The organism is Streptacidiphilus sp. MAP12-16, from assembly GCF_041262165.1.
Lineage (GTDB): Bacteria > Actinomycetota > Actinomycetes > Streptomycetales > Streptomycetaceae > Streptacidiphilus.
Window position 1 is genome coordinate 14,446 of record NZ_JBGCBY010000033.1, and the last position, 14,258, is coordinate 28,703.

At 71.2% G+C, this 14,258-nt stretch carries 13 protein-coding genes and 1 riboswitch; of the genes, 6 read left to right on the top strand and 7 right to left on the bottom strand.

The annotated features are described in order from the left end of the window. Window positions 1-102 precede the first annotated feature (102 nt). Window positions 103-1,425 (bottom strand): NRAMP family divalent metal transporter, encoded by a 1,323-nt coding sequence (locus tag ABIA33_RS32025; RefSeq protein WP_370086457.1) that lies wholly within the window; start codon window positions 1,423-1,425, stop codon window positions 103-105. Further along, window positions 1,422-2,768 (bottom strand): magnesium transporter MgtE N-terminal domain-containing protein, encoded by a 1,347-nt coding sequence (locus tag ABIA33_RS32030; protein ID WP_370086459.1) that lies wholly within the window; start codon window positions 2,766-2,768, stop codon window positions 1,422-1,424. The genes ABIA33_RS32025 and ABIA33_RS32030 overlap by 4 nt, the downstream gene beginning before the upstream one ends. Window positions 2,769-3,064: 296 nt before the next feature. Next, a riboswitch (M-box (ykoK) riboswitch) is annotated at window positions 3,065-3,236 on the bottom strand. A gap of 200 nt (window positions 3,237-3,436) precedes the next feature. Here ABIA33_RS32030 and ABIA33_RS32035 point away from each other — a divergent pair. Further along, window positions 3,437-3,718, top strand: coding sequence for a dsRBD fold-containing protein (locus ABIA33_RS32035; RefSeq protein ID WP_370086461.1), 282 nt, complete (start codon window positions 3,437-3,439; stop codon window positions 3,716-3,718). A 151-nt stretch (window positions 3,719-3,869) separates the two neighbouring features. Here the strand turns inward: ABIA33_RS32035 and ABIA33_RS32040 are convergent, their stop codons facing one another. After that, a complete protein-coding gene (locus tag ABIA33_RS32040) occupies window positions 3,870-6,119 on the bottom strand; it encodes an MMPL family transporter (RefSeq protein WP_370086464.1) in 2,250 nt (749 codons plus the stop codon). A 221-nt stretch (window positions 6,120-6,340) separates the two neighbouring features. On the opposite strand from ABIA33_RS32040, the gene ABIA33_RS32045 reads away from it, so the two are divergent. Beyond that, window positions 6,341-7,213, top strand: coding sequence for an LLM class F420-dependent oxidoreductase (locus tag ABIA33_RS32045; protein WP_370086466.1), 873 nt, complete (start codon window positions 6,341-6,343; stop codon window positions 7,211-7,213). A gap of 50 nt (window positions 7,214-7,263) precedes the next feature. After that, window positions 7,264-7,425, top strand: a complete 162-nt coding sequence (locus ABIA33_RS32050) for an SPOR domain-containing protein (protein ID WP_370086620.1) — start codon at window positions 7,264-7,266, stop codon at window positions 7,423-7,425. A gap of 78 nt (window positions 7,426-7,503) precedes the next feature. On the opposite strand, the gene ABIA33_RS32055 is transcribed toward ABIA33_RS32050, so the two are convergent. The 4 genes from ABIA33_RS32055 to ABIA33_RS32070 all read right to left on the bottom strand — a co-directional run bounded on the left by ABIA33_RS32055 (window position 7,504) and on the right by ABIA33_RS32070 (window position 10,899). Continuing rightward, complete coding sequence (locus ABIA33_RS32055; RefSeq protein WP_370086612.1) at window positions 7,504-8,679, bottom strand: RNA polymerase sigma factor; 1,176 nt, start codon at window positions 8,677-8,679, stop codon at window positions 7,504-7,506. Between the two features lie 8 nt (window positions 8,680-8,687). Next, window positions 8,688-9,095, bottom strand: a complete 408-nt coding sequence (locus ABIA33_RS32060; RefSeq protein WP_370086468.1) for a YciI family protein — start codon at window positions 9,093-9,095, stop codon at window positions 8,688-8,690. A 286-nt stretch (window positions 9,096-9,381) separates the two neighbouring features. Next, window positions 9,382-10,326 (bottom strand): ribose-phosphate diphosphokinase, encoded by a 945-nt coding sequence (locus tag ABIA33_RS32065; protein ID WP_370086470.1) that lies wholly within the window; start codon window positions 10,324-10,326, stop codon window positions 9,382-9,384. A 69-nt stretch (window positions 10,327-10,395) separates the two neighbouring features. Beyond that, window positions 10,396-10,899, bottom strand: a complete 504-nt coding sequence (locus ABIA33_RS32070; protein ID WP_370086473.1) for an Lrp/AsnC family transcriptional regulator — start codon at window positions 10,897-10,899, stop codon at window positions 10,396-10,398. A 163-nt stretch (window positions 10,900-11,062) separates the two neighbouring features. Between ABIA33_RS32070 and ABIA33_RS32075 the strand changes: the two genes are divergently transcribed. From ABIA33_RS32075 to ABIA33_RS32085, 3 genes are all read left to right on the top strand, one after another. Then, window positions 11,063-11,992, top strand: coding sequence for a hypothetical protein (locus ABIA33_RS32075; RefSeq protein WP_370086475.1), 930 nt, complete (start codon window positions 11,063-11,065; stop codon window positions 11,990-11,992). A gap of 6 nt (window positions 11,993-11,998) precedes the next feature. After that, window positions 11,999-13,255, top strand: coding sequence for a fumarylacetoacetase (fahA, locus tag ABIA33_RS32080; RefSeq protein WP_370086477.1), 1,257 nt, complete (start codon window positions 11,999-12,001; stop codon window positions 13,253-13,255). A 114-nt stretch (window positions 13,256-13,369) separates the two neighbouring features. After that, window positions 13,370-13,678: an alkylmercury lyase gene (locus tag ABIA33_RS32085; protein ID WP_370086479.1), complete on the top strand. Its 309-nt coding sequence runs from the start codon at window positions 13,370-13,372 to the stop codon at window positions 13,676-13,678. The last annotated feature ends 580 nt before the right edge of the window (window positions 13,679-14,258 follow it).

Here is a 14,258-nt window from a genome sequence, read left to right on the forward strand (position 1 = left end):
TGATTCCAGTGTCGTCCCGCCGGACGCCCTCAGCCACAACCCACGGCGCAGCGGCCCGAAACTGGCGTTCCGCCGATCAGCAGGCTTCGACGGCAGCCCTGGTCAGGCCAGGCCGAGCCAGCCGAGCACGGTCTGGACGAGCAGGATGGTGGACATGGCGGCGACGGCGAGCACCACGACCGTGGCGGCGATGCGGTAGCGCGGACCGTTGGCCGCCGCTCCCAGCACGGAGCGGCGGTTGGTCAGGACCAGGAGGTAGACCAGGACGACGGGGCTGATCAGGCCCTGGAGCACCTGGGTACCGATCAGGAGTTTGATCACGTCGACCGGCGTCATCGCCACAGCGGCGCCCAGGATGATCTGGGCCGTGAACAGGCCGAGGAACAGGGGCGCGTCACGGAAGCGGCGCGAGACCGAGCGCTCGACTCCGGCGGCTTCGCCGACCGCGTAGCTGGCGGAGAGCGGTACCACCGCCCCGGCCAGGGCGGAGGCGCCGAGCAGGCCGAAGGCGAACAGCAGCTCGGCACCCTGCCCCGCCACCGGCTTGAGCGCGACGGCGGCCTGGGCCGCGGACTGCAGGGGGCCGGTGCCGCCGATGGCCGCGGCGGTGGCGATGATGATGGTCAGGCTGATCGCGCACGCGAACACCGCACCGATGACAGCATCGGCGCGGATCAGCTTGTAGTCCTCGGGTTTCGCGCCACGGTCCACCACTCCGGCGGCGGCGTAGAACTGCATGTAGGGGCTCACCGTGGTGCCGATCAGGGCGACCGCGAGCAGGATGAACGCCTGGCCGCCCTGGACATGCGGGATGACCAGGTGAGAACCGACCTGTCCCCAGTCCGGGTGGCCGAGGATCATCGCCAGGGGGTAGGCGAAGAACGCCAGCGACATGAGCAGGAAGATCCGCTCGGCCCAGCGGTAGGAGCCGAAGAGGACCAGCGCCCACAGCAGCAGCGCGGCCGGAGGTATCACCGTCCACTTGGGCACGCCGAGGAGCTCGAACGCGGCGCCGATGCCGGCGAACTCGGAGACCACCAGGCCGGTGTTGGCGAGCAGCAGGCAGAAGACCGCGAGCGCGGTCAGGCGGAGGCTGAACTGCTCGCGGATCAGCGCCCCCAGGCCCTTTCCGGTGTAGGCGCCGAGACGGACCGCCATCTCCTGGACCATGACCAGCGCGACGGTGACCAGGACCATGAAGAAGAGCGTGCCGTAGACGAACTGGGAGCCCGCCGAGGCGTAGGTGGCGATGCCGGCGGCGTCGTTGCCCGCGTTCGCGGCCACCAGCCCCGGGCCGGCGATCGCCACCACCGCGGCCACGCGGGCCAGTCCGCGCCGGCCGGCACTCTTCCCGGCGCTCCCGCTCGGGCCCGGCTCGTCGGGAGCCAACCCGGCGCGAGGGGAGGTGTCCAGGTCGCGGGTCACTGCAGGAACCTCCGGAAATGGCGGCGCCCGCGTTCGGGCATCAGGCTGTCCAGGACGTCGTCGGCCAGCATCCGGCCCACGGGACGTTCGTTCGCGTCGACCACCAGCAGCGAGGAGGCACGCGAGGCGACCAGGTGATCGGCCGCCTCGTCGATCCGGGTGTCCGGGCCGACCACGACCTGCGTTCCGAACTGGGCCAGCCAGTCCACGATCTCCCCCAGGGTCGAGGTCTCCTCGGCCACGGCGAGATGGAACAGGGGTATGTCCGCGAGCAGCCGGCCGCCCGGGTCGACGACGGCCACCGCGTCGATCTCCGTGCGGTGCTCGGCCTGCTCCGCGAGCAGGCCGCGGACCTCGGCGATCGTGTGTTCGCGCCGGGCGGTGACCAGTCGGGTCGTCATGGCGCCGCCCGCGGTGCCCTCGCGGTGCGACAGCAGCACGCGCAGGCCCGTGGCCTGGGCCGGCGGCATCCGCTCCAGCAGGGTCTCGCGTTCCCCGGTCTCCAGGTCGCGCAGCGCGTCGACGGCCTCGTCGGGTTCCATCTCCTCCATCATCTGCGCGGCGTAGGTGGGGCCGGCCTCGCGCAGCAGGTTCTCCAGTTCCTTGGGTTCCATCTCCTCCAAGGCGTCGGCCGCATGACCGGGCTCCAGCCAGGCCAGCAGCTGCTGGCGCTCGGAGCGGCCGAGGTCCTCCAGCACGTCGGCCAGATCCGCGGGCCGCAACTGGTGCAGTGAGGAGCGCGATCCGCGCAGGTGGACCTGGGCGGGTCCGTCGGTGGCGTGTTCGGCGAAGGGGGCCACCGCCTGCCAGTCCAGCACGCGTTCGGGGGTCGGCCTCACCTGCCAGCGCCGCGGTCCCAACCGCCGCAGGAGCGTGGGCAGCGAGACGTCGACGCCCACCAGAACGATCCGGTCCGCGAGCGGTGCCAGGTACAGATCGGCGGCGCGAGTGACCTGGACGCCGTCCACGTCGACCAGTTGGTGGTCGAGCACGTCCCGGGCGAGCAGCACCTCGCCGGGGCGGCGCTCGTACTCGCGCAGGTCCATCCGCGCCGTACGCAGCCGCACCTGCCCGGCCGCTACCTGCTCGATGGTGTCGGCGAGCAGGAACGCGCGTCGACGGCCGACCCGGACCACCAGTCCGGTCAACGGCGGGTACGGGTCGGCGCCATAGAGCCGGGCGACGATGTCGACGACGCGTCCGACGTCCTCTCCGGCCTGGTTGGTGACCGGGCCGCCGACCAGGCCGGCCACGGACACCAGGGAACCGCGCACCGCCTTGGAGGCGATGGCGCGGCGCGCGAGTTGGACTCGGCGGTCACGCAGACGCGCGGATGTACTCATGAGCAGAGTATTGGCAGTCAAAGTGAACACCCCCTGACCCCGCCATGGCGGGGCGTCGCGCAGCATGTCTCCGCGCGGACTCCAGGCGCCTCGCACCGTGGCCGCGCGGGAGCGCGGTCGGTGCGAGGTCGGTCAGGTCAGTGCGGGAGTGGCTGCTTCGTGGCGCGAAGAGACAGACGAGAACAACGGATGGTGGGGCCGACTATGGCCCGGACTACTGTCCATCTCGCCTCCTCCGCCGTCAGGAGCGCCCCGCGCTCAGGCACCATGGCCAAGGGGATCCCGGCCGCATGCCAGGCTCACCCCTACTCGTCAGAGCTTTGGCACTCCACGGCGTAGTCCCCTGCAAGGGAAGCCACTTGGGGTCACCCCTTAGGTCGGGGAGACCTGTCCTGATCCGGAGCGTCTCTCGACGGGTGGGATCAGTGGCCTGTGTCCGTGAAGACGCCTCACCGAACGAGGTGCCTTGATTCAACGGAGCGAACCTTACGCCCCAGCCGTGCACCCGCGCCAACCCGGATGGCGCAAAAGTCCGTCCCGCCCGACCCGGCCCCCGCCGTGCAGGCGTGGCCGCTGCAGGAGCGGGGTGCGACGATGGAGGCGACCCGTGAGCGTGACCCTGCGGGACGATGCGGGACGGCTGACATCACTCGAAGGACGTCTTTGCCATGACACAGAACGCCATCGATGACGAGCCCCGAACCAAGCACTGGACTCTACGGCTCGATCTGTTCGAAGAGGGCGACCTCACGAAGGTGCACGCCGTCCTCGACACCGGCGACAGCATCCTGGAGAGCCGCACCGAGGCACGGAGAAGCCCGCGCGACACTCCCGTGCCCGAGATCGGCGACGAGTTCGCGGCCGGCCGGGCACTGGTCGACCTGGGCCACCGGTTGCTGCGCGCCGGGACGATCGACTCCTCGGCCGAGGAACGCACTCCGCACACCTGACGCCATCCGCGGAGGCGCCACAGAACAGCTCAACACGCCCTCCGCGCAGGAGATGTGACGAGACCGGCCCGCCAAGGACGGCGCAGTCCGCGCGCGGAGCCCCTGGCGCTTGGTCAGGAGGCGCCCGCCGGCCCGTGAGCCGGGGCTGCCGTCAGGCCGACTCGTCCGGCGTCTTGGTGACCGGAACCGACGCGTCATCAGCTGGGGCCGGCCGGCCCTGGGCCGGGGCGTTCGAGGCGAGGCGGTGTTGAAGGCGTTCACCCTCGATGTCAGGGTCGGGCACGTACTTCGTGAACCACTGCGGGTGGTACCAGAGCTTGGCACGCACCATCGCCATGACGGCGGGCACGAGCGTGAGCCGGACCACGAAGGCGTCCAGGAACACGCCCACCGCGAAGCCGAAGCCGATGGCCTTGATGATCGGGTCGTTGGTGAACATGAACGCCACGAAGATCGCGAACATGATCAGCGCGGCCGCGGTCACGACCCGTGCCGCCAGGCCGGTGCCGCGCTCGACGGCGCCTCGCGCCTCCCCGGTCTTGGTGAAGTCCTCCTTGATCCGCGAGACGACGAAAACCTCGTAGTCGCTGGAGAGACCGAAGATGATGGCGAGCAGGATGATCGGCAGGAAGCTGATCGTCTCTGTGGGGGTGATGCCGAACAGGTGCCTGCCCCAGCCCCACTGGAACATCGCGACCGTCGCACCGAGCGCCGCACTCACCGACAGCAGGAAGCCGATGATCGACTTGATCGGGACCAGGATCGTCCGGAATGCCAGCGTCAGCAGGACGAACGCCAGCCCGATCACGACCACCAGGAAGACCGGCAGCGCTGAGGCGAGTTTGGCCGAGACATCGATGTTGGACGCGGTGGTGCCGCCGACCAGGATCTGGGCACCGGAGGTTCCTGCGATGGTGGTCCTGTCGTCGCGAAGGCGGTTGACCAGGTCCGTGGTGGCCTGGTCGTTGGGGCCCGTGGTCGGGATGACCCGGATGACGGCGGCCTGGTTCGCGGTCGCCAGCTGCGTGGCCGACTTGACGCCTGGCACCTTGGTCAGCGCGGCGGCGATCGGCGCGGCATCGGCGGGGGTGGAGACACCGTCGGCGACCACGAGCAGCGGGCCGTTGAAGCCCGGCCCGAAGCCCGCGGTGGTCAGGTCGTAGGCCCGGCGCTGGGTGTCGGAGGTCGGCTTCGCCGATCCGCTCGGCAGGCCCAACTGCAGGCTGAGGGCGGGTAGCGCGAGCACGACCAGCAGCGCGACGCCGCCCACCAGCAGCGGTACGCGGAAGCGCACGACGAAGCGTGCCCAGGAGGCGCCGAAGGTGCGCTCGGGCTCGATGGCCGCGATCCGGGCGACGGTCTCGTGGTGACCCGGGCGCAACGGCGTGCTGACGAACTTGGCCACCTTGTGCCCGGCGAAGCCCAGCATCGCCGGCAGCAGGGTCAGCGCGATGAGCAGCGCCACCCCCACGGCGGCGGCCGCGGCGAAGCCCATCACGGTCAGGAACGGGATACCCGCCACGGCCAGCCCGCACAGGGCGATGATCACCGTGAGTGCGGCGAACACCACCGAGCTGCCAGCCGTCCCGGCGGCCAGGGCCACCGAGTCCTCGACCTCCATGCCGGTGAGCAGTTGGTTGCGATGCCGCGCGAGGATGAACAGGCCGTAGTCGATGCCGCAGGACAGCCCGAGCATCAGTGCGACGGTCGTCGACGCTGAGGCGATGGAGATCACCGATGCCAGCGCGGTGACGCTCATCAGGGTGATGACGATGCCGATGATCGCGGTGAGGATCGGCAGACCGGCGGCCACGAACGCGCCGAAGGTGATCATCAGGATCACGAACGCGGTGAGGAGGCCGATCAGTTCCGGGACCTCGGAGGGAGTGGATCGCCAGCCGGGATAGGCGCTGCCGGAGTACTCGACCTGAACGCCGGCCTCCTGGGCCGGGACGACGGCGGCCTTGACCGCGTTGAAAGTCGCGTCCGTGACGTCGGTCGCCTTCACGATGTACTGCACCGAGCTGAGGGCGACATGTCCGTCGGCGGAGACAGCGTGCTCGGCGAAGGGGTCGGAGACGGACGCGACCTGCGGCGCGGTCTTGAGCCTGCCGATCGCGGCCTCGATCCCGGCCCGGTAGGGGGACTCGGTGACCGTGGCCGCGCCCTTGGTGGCGAACACGACCTGGGTCTGCCCGCCGCCCAGCGCGGGCAGCTTCCTGGTGAGCAGATTGGCGACTTGCTGCGACTCGGTACCCGGAACGGTGAACGCGTTGTCCGTCTTTCCGCCACTGGCGACGGCCAGGGAGATCGCAACGACCGCTGCCAGCAGCCACAGGCTCATGACCAGGCGACGGTGGCGGAACGCCCAACGGGCGAGGTTGAACAGGTAGGTGGACACAGACCCTCCCGAGGCGGACCAGCAGGCCGTCGACCGGTGGCGACAGGCGCATCGCGCCCTGCCTACACTCTGCGTTCCACCGCAGCTCAGCGCCCGGACGGATCGGCCATTCGGGCGAACCGCACGCGCGGATGTAGACGTCGACGGAATAAGGCTCGTCGGATCCGGGTTCGCGAGATCGTCAGGTCGTTGGCGGAGCTCGTGACGTGGGAGGCAGGACGATGGTCGCGCTACAGGACGCGGTGGGCCGCTACGGAATCTGGTCCTCGGAACTGCGCTCGGAGGACCCCGCGGTGCGCGCGGAGATCCCCGAGGCCGCCGCCGAGCTGGAGGAGCTCGGCTTCGGCGCCGTCTGGCTGGGCGGCAGCAGCGGCGTCCAGCACGCACTCCCGCTCATCGAGGCCACCTCCACGCTCACCGTGGCCACCGGCATCCTCAGCATCTGGCAGTACGAGGCCGCCGATGCCGCCGCCCGCTTCAAGGAGTTGGACTCCGCACATCCCGAGCGCTTCCTGCTCGGCATCGGCGCGAGCCACGCCCAGATCGCCGCGCAGTACCGACGTCCGTACTCGGCGATGGTCGCCTATCTCGACGCGCTGTCAGCGTCCGGCGTCCCGGCCGGGCGCGTCGTGCTGGCAGCCCTCGGCCCGAAGATGCTCGAACTCGCCCGGGACCGCGCCGCAGGCGCCCACCCCTACCTCGTCACACCCGAGCACACCGCGCAGGCCCGCGAACTCCTGGGCCCCGGCCCGCTGCTGGCCCCCGAGCTGAAGGTCGTCCTGGACGCCGACGCGGACACCGCCCGTGCCACCGCACGCGGCTACCTCGCCCGGTATCTGACCCTGCCCAACTACATCAACGAATTCCTCCGGCTCGGCTTCACTCAGGACGACTTCGCGGGCGGCGGCAGCGACCGGCTCATCGACGCCGTGTACGCCTGGGGCGACGACAGGAGCATCCGCCGCCGCATCGACGCCTTCCACGCTGCGGGCGCGGACCACGTCGCACTGCAGATCGTCAACGGCGGCACCCCCGGCGTCCCCGCCCCCCTCCCCCGAGCCCAGTGGCGACGCCTCGCCGAAGCCCTGGCCTGACGGCCCCAGCCCAGCCCAGCCCCAGCCCATCGAGCTCGGCAAGGGACAGAGTGAGCGATCCGGAGCAGCCCTATATCCTCATGCGCCAGGACGACAACGGCAACCGCTACGTCGTCGCGCGCTACGCCACCCGTGAAGAGGCACAGCGCGCCGCGGACGTATTCGAAGCACGCGGCCACAAGCAGCTGTACTGGGTAGAGGGACCGACCTGACCCTGCGAACAAGCCCCAGCCAGTACGGCGGATCGGCCGAGACGGCAGCCCCCCGAAGCCGGTTCCGGGCGCGACCCGTCAGCGACACCGGCGGGCGTTGAGCCGGGCGGCCTGGCGCGTCAGGTGGTCGCGCTCGGCGAGGTTGGGTGCCTTGTGCGCCGCCTCGGCGTACAGCCGCGCCGCCGTCGCCAGGTCGCCGTCGCGCTCGTGGAGGTACGCCGCCACCGCGGCGTGGCGGGGCAGTGAGCTGTCCAGCGCCGCGAGCGCCGCCAGGCCGGCGCGCGGTCCGTCGGCCTCGCCGACGGCCACCGCGCGGTTGAGCCGCACGACCGGGCTGTCGGTCAGGCGCGCGAGCTCGTCGTACCACTCGACGATCTGCACCCAGTCAGTCTCCTCGGCGGAGCGCGCGTCAGCGTGGAGTGCCGCGATGGCGGCCTGGGCCTGGAACTCGCCCAGTCGGTCGCGGGCGAGGGCCGCTTGCAGGATCTCGACTCCCTCGGCGATCGACTCCGTGTCCCACCGGCCGCGGTCCTGCTCGGCGAGCGGCACCAGGCTGCCGTCGGGCGCGGTCCGGGCGGCGCGACGGGCGTGGTGGAGCAGCATGAGGGCGAGCAGCCCCGCCACCTCGGGGTGGTCGATCGCGGCCGCGAGCTGCCGGGTGAGCCGGATGGCCTCGGCGGCGAGGTCGACGTCGCCGGAGTAGCCCTCGTTGAAGACCAAGTAGAGGACGCGCAGCACGGTGGCGACGTCGCCGGGCTGGTCGAAGCGCACCCCGGAGACCGTGCGCTTGGCCCGGCTGATGCGCTGCGCCATGGTCGCCTCGGGCACCAGGTAGGCCTGGGCGATCTGGCGGGTGGTCAGCCCGCCGACGGCGCGCAGTGTGAGCGCGACCGCGGACGACGGCGTCAGCGACGGGTGCGCGCACAGGAAGTAGAGCTGGAGCGTGTCGTCCACCGCGGGCGCGGGCCCTGGCGCCGGCTCCACGTCGACGAGGCCCTCACGCCGGCGGCGAGCGGCATCCGCCCGGGTCGCGTCGAGGAACCGGCGCCAGGCCACGGTGACCAGCCAGCCCTTTGGGTCCCGCATGGGGTGTCCCCTGCTCGAAGAGCTTGGGGAGGGGTCGGCCGCCCAGACGCGGACCGCCTCGACCAGCGCGTCCTGCACGGCGTCCTCGGCCGCCGCGAAGTCGGCTCCGCGGCGGACGAGGATCGCGAGCACGCTCGGCGTGAGGCTCCGGAGCAGGACCTCGTCCACCTGAGAGGTCACTCCGTGATGGTGGGCGTCGCGGCCAGGAACGGGCGGACCTCGAGCCACTCGTGGATCGGCTCCCCGCCCGCCCCAGGGGCGGCCGACAACTCCCCTGCCAGCTCGATGGCGCGCTCGTAGCTGTCGACGTCGATCACCATCCAGCCGGCGATGAGGTCCTTGGTCTCGGCGAACGGGCCGTCGGTTACCGGCGGGCGGCCCTCGCCGTCGTACCGGACGAACATCCCCTCGGGGGCGAGCGCCTGACCGTCGACGAACTCGCCGGTCCCCTCGAGCCGGGCCGCGAAGTCGTGCATGTACTGCATGTGGGCCGAGATCTCCTGCGGCGTCCACTGGTCCATGGGCACGTCGTTGACCGGAGCCGGGGCGCCGCGGTAGTGCTTGAGCAGCAGGTACTTGGGCATCGGGTTTCTCCTCGGTGCTGGTGCGACCCATTGTGGTCGCGTTCACTGCGGGGACGGAGCCAGCCACGGGTTCTCGACATCCTCGTCCAAAATTTTTTGGCTCTCGTAGATGAGCCTGGGTGAACCGGCTCGCGGTGGCCGGGTCCACGGCGTAGCGCGAGGGCGAGACGGAGCGAGGCCCTCCAAGATCAGCAGCGATCAGGATGGAGCTGACCGACGGCCCGGCACGGCCATGAACCACCCCGCGTCCGGATCTGGCACCAGTGTCGGCTCAGAGACCCTCTGATCAGGGTGCGTCGAACAGTGCGCTGACCGATTCGCCGTTGTGGATGCGGCGGACGGCCTCGGCCAGGGCCGGGGCGATGGAGAGGATTCGCAGTTTGTCGGTGCGTTCCCCAGCCGGGATCGGCACGGTGTTCGTGCAGACGATCTCCAGCACGTCGGGCTGGTCCGACAGGCGCTTGAGCGCTCCGGCGGCGAACAACCCGTGGGTGCAGGCGATGCGGATGGAGCGAGCCCCCAACTCGCGTAGGCGGTCCAGAAGTTCCAGGACGGTGCTGCCCTTGGCGATCTCGTCGTCCAGGACGATGACGTCGCGGCCGGCGACCTCTCCGATGACGGAACTGATGGCCACCCGGTCGTCGGCGAAGCGCTGTTTGGCCCCGGCAGCCACCTGCGCCCCGAGGAGGCGGGCGAAGGCGGCGGCCTCCTTGGCGTTGCCCAGATCCGGTGAGACGACGGTGGTGTTGGACAGGTCGTGGCCACGGAAGTGCTCGGCCAGCTCCCGCAGGGCATGCAGGTGATCGACCGGGACGGAGAAGAACCCGTGCACTTGGGGCGAGTGGAGTGTCACCGCCAGGACCCGGCCGGCGCCTGAGGCGACCATCAGGTCGGCCACCAAGCGCCCGCCGATGGAGATCCGCGGCGCGTCCTTCTTGTCCGAGCGGGCGTAGGAATAGTGCGGCATGACCACGGTGATGCGGCCCGCCGATGCGCCGCGGGCGGCGTCGCACATCAGCAGGAGCTCGACGAGGTTCTCCTGCACCGGCGTGACCAGCGGCTGGATCAGGAAGACGTCGCGTTCGCGGCAGTTGGCCTGAAGCTGGACCTCCAGGCAGTCGTTCGCGAACCGGTTGACCCGCACCGGGCTCAGCGGGACGTCCAGGTGGGCGCAGACCTCGGCGGCCAGGTCAGGGTGGGCGCTACCGCTGAACACAGCGATGTCTCGCACGAATCGCTCCTCGCTCGATCGAATCGGCGTGCCACCGACATGCTAGTGGGACTGACCGCAGCAGCCCCGCTATCGCCGCACGCGCCGCGGATGCGGCCTGTCCTCGGCGTCGAGCAGCGGCAGATACCGTGGCGGGACCACCTGGGACAGCGCGATCACGCTGGTGGAGCGGGCGATGGCTGGTATCCGGTTGATCTCGATCAGGGTCCGCTGCAGCCCGTCGTGGTCGGTGGCCGCCACTCGACAGTGCACGTCGCTCGTGCCGGTGGTGGCGTAAGCCTCCAGCACGCCGGGGATGCGGGCCAGTTCCTCGGCGATCTGGTCCAGGCCGCCCTGGGCGATCTCCAGATTGACGAAGGCCAGGACCGGATAGCCGGCCGCGGCGAGGTCGATGTCGGGCCCGTGCCCGGTGATCACTCCGTCCTGCTCCAGCCGCTGGATCCGGGCCTGCACGGTGGCTCGGGAGACCCCGGTGATCCGGGACAGCTCCAGGAACCCGGCACGCGGATTCTCCGCGAGGCTGCGGATCAGCCGCACATCCAGCTGGTCCGGCTTCCTGCGCTCTTCTCCCACCTGGAGGCTCCTAGTTCCGGGCTCAGCTGTACAGATTGCTCAGCTGGATCGACGGATGTTGTCAGCGAGCGAAGCTAGGCCCTGTACTGCTGATCGTCAATACTGTTCCGTACCGGATCCTGGCCCGAGCCGCTCAGGGTCGCAGCCCGCTCAGGAGGCGAAGGTGGCGTACGACCGCAACGCGGGCACGGCCCCGCCCGACCGTCACCCGCAGCAGCCGGCTGAGCCGGGCGTGTCGCCGCTGCTCGCGGGCCTGTGCGACGACGCCGCGCTGTTCCCGCCCGGCAACGCGCCGGTGGCCGACGCCGTCCCCGCACACCGGCGCCACCGGCGGGCCTGGTACGCCGAGCTGGTCGGCCCGTTCCTGGTCGGGGCGGACCGGATCACGGAGGTGGGGGCGGCGGTAGCGGCGGCGGATGCGACGCCCGACGGGGACCCGGACGTGGTCGGCCTGGACGTGGTGCTCGTGGTGCGCGAGGGCCCTGCCGCGCTCCCCGCCGCGCTGCGCGCCGCAGCCCGGCAGCCCGCCCTGCGGGTCGTCGGCGTAGAGCTGGCCTCCGACGCCGCCGGCACGTCCGCGGAGGCCGCGGCCCGCGCCTCCGCCGCGCTGGCGGACGTCCCCGGCGTGGTGGAGCTGCGGCGCGGCCCCGGCCTCGACGCCGCATTGAACGTGCTGACCGGTTCGCCGCACCGGGCCAAACTGCGCACCGGCGGTTTGGAACCGGCTGCGTTTCCCTCGGTCGCGGAGCTCGCCGGCTTCCTGGTCGGCTGCGCCACGCGGCAACTCGGCTTCAAGTGCACGGCCGGCCTCCACCACGCCGTCCGTCACACCGACCCCGCCACCGGCTTCACCCACCACGGCTTCCTCAACATCCTGGTAGCCACCCACGTCGCCGCCGAGGGCGCGGACCCCGAGGCCGTCGCCGAGGTGCTCAGCGAGCGCTCGGGCGAGGCGTTGGCCTCCGTCGCCGCGCAGCTGACGTTGCGGCAGGCCCGCCGGGCCCGAGACCTGTTCACCGCGTACGGCACCTGCAGCATCGCCGAGCCGATCGACGACCTGACCGCACTCGGCCTGCTGCCCGCAGTCCGCTGACGTCCCATGACCTTCTGGAGCCCCGCTGTGCCCACCTCGACGCCCACCTCGACCTGGCTGGACCTCCCCGAGGACACCGGCTTCGGCCCGGACAACCTGCCCTACGGCGTGTTCACCACCTCCGACCGCCCGGAGCAGCGCCGGATCGGCGTCGCGATCGGCGACCAGGTCCTGGACGCCGGCGCCGCGGCCCGCGCGACCGGTGTCCCCTCGGCCCTGCTCGACGCGCCCTCGCTCAATCCGCTGCTGGCCGCGGGGCGGGAGACCTGGACGGCGGTCCGCGCCCAGCTCCGCTCCTGGCTCGGCGACCCGGCCCACCGCGCCGCTGTGGAGCCCTGCCTGCTGTCGCGCGCCGAGGTGCGGCTGCACCTGCCCTTCACGGTCGGCGACTACGTGGACTTCTACGCCTCGGAACACCACGCCGCGAACCTGGGACGCCTGTTCCGACCCGGCTCCGACCCGCTCACGCCCAACTGGAAGCACCTGCCGATCGGTTACCACGGCCGCTCGGGGACGGTGGTCGTCTCCGGTACTCCGATCGTCCGGCCGCAGGGGCAGCGCAAAGCCCCCACTGACGCTGTTCCGAGCTTCGGTCCGACCCAGCGCCTCGACATCGAGGCCGAGGTCGGCTTCGTCGTCGGCGCTCCGAGCGAGCTGGGCACGCCCGTGCCGCTGGCCGACTTCCGCGAGCACGTCTTCGGCGTCTGCCTGGTCAACGACTGGTCCGCACGGGACATCCAGGCCTGGGAGTACGTGCCGCTCGGCCCCTTCCTCGGCAAGTCCTTCGCCACGTCCGTCTCCCCGTGGGTCGTCCCGCTGGACGCGCTGGAGCATGCGCGCGTCAGCCCCCCGCCGCGTGACGTGGAGCCGCTGCCCTACCTCGACGACCGGGCCGGCGAGCCCTGGGGCCTCGACCTGGCCCTGGAGGTCCGACTCAACGGCGAGCCGATCTCCCACCCGCCCTTCGCCGCGATGTACTGGACCGCCGCCCAGCAGCTCGCCCATATGACCGCCAACGGCGCGAGCGTCCGCCCGGGCGACCTCTTCGCCTCCGGCACGGTCAGCGGTCCGGACCACGGCACCGAGGGCGCGCTGATCGAACTGACCTGGAACGGCGCACGTCCCGTCAAACTCCCTGACGGAAGCAGCCGTTCGTTCCTCGACGACGGCGACGAGGTCACCATCACCGCGACGGCGCCGGGACCGCACGGCACCCGGATCGCCTTCGGCGAAGTCACCGGCCGCGTTGTGGCGGGCGGGTGACCCGACCGTCCGGCACGGCCGCCTCGTGGCTGCCCCTCGCGTCCGTCGCGTCCGTCGCGTCCGTCGGAAGATCCAGCGTCGTGATTGCGTTGTCCGAGCTGGAGGTGAGGTGCGATGCGCATCACGGTGTTGGCGGTTCCGCAGTGTCCGAACGCCCCGGTGGTCCAAGCGCGGATCAGCGCCGCCTTGCAGGGTCGGTACGCGAGCGTGGACCTTGTCGAAGTCGCCGACCAGGACCAGGCCGCGCTGACCGGCATGACCGGGTCGCCGACGGTGCTGATCGACGGAGTGGATCCCTTCGCGGTCCCGGGGGCGCCCCCGAGCGTGTCGTGCCGGCTGTACCGGGGCGCGGACGGAAGGGTCGAGGGGTCACCGAGCGTGGAGGATCTGCGCCGGGCCCTGGCGTCGGCGAGGGTGCGCTGACGCTCGGCGCCACGCGGTGTCGTGGTCGAGGGTGACCCCTCGTTCGGGTGTACCACAGGTGGACCTCGTCCCCCGAGACCGGCGGGGCTCGTTGCGTAGGACATGAGCAGCAGCATGGGGTCGCCCGACAGCGTCGCTGGGGGCGCAGAATCGATCCGCCTGGACTGCAGGGAGACGCCGGTGTTCGCGGCTGTGGTCGCGCAGTGGCAAGCAGTCGGGCGTACCGTGCCGGGCCGACCGGATCCGGACTGGGACCGACTGGTCGCCGCAGGCGCCGGGCACAGGCGAGGGGTGTCCATGGTTCGGCGGCGGTTCACCTCGCCGCCCAGGGGTGCGGCACATTGACCCGGTGACCCCGAGGGACCGGGCTCCGGGCCGGACTCAGTTTCGATCTCCGGGACCCGGGGTACCCGCATTGTTGTGCAACTGGCAGTCATTCGCCGAGACTTCACGACTCATCAGCGCTGTGCCCTACTTGGGGACGCTACCCGCGTTGTGCTTTGCCCGACCTGTCCGTCCACTCACCGGAGCAGGGCACCTGGCCTGGGAGCGCTCCCGAACCTCCCCCGCCGAACGGCTT

Excerpts from the sequence above, each read along its gene's own strand:
- ABIA33_RS32030 (WP_370086459.1), bottom strand. The coding sequence starts at position 2,768 with ATGAGTACATCCGCGCGTCTGCGTGACCGCCGAGTCCAACTCGCGCGC.
- ABIA33_RS32035 (WP_370086461.1), top strand. The coding sequence starts at position 3,437 with ATGACACAGAACGCCATCGATGACGAGCCCCGAACCAAGCACTGGACT.
- ABIA33_RS32045 (WP_370086466.1), top strand. The coding sequence starts at position 6,341 with ATGGTCGCGCTACAGGACGCGGTGGGCCGCTACGGAATCTGGTCCTCG.
- ABIA33_RS32060 (WP_370086468.1), bottom strand. The coding sequence starts at position 9,095 with ATGCCCAAGTACCTGCTGCTCAAGCACTACCGCGGCGCCCCGGCTCCG.
- fahA (WP_370086477.1), top strand. The coding sequence starts at position 11,999 with ATGACCTTCTGGAGCCCCGCTGTGCCCACCTCGACGCCCACCTCGACC.
- ABIA33_RS32085 (WP_370086479.1), top strand. The coding sequence starts at position 13,370 with ATGCGCATCACGGTGTTGGCGGTTCCGCAGTGTCCGAACGCCCCGGTG.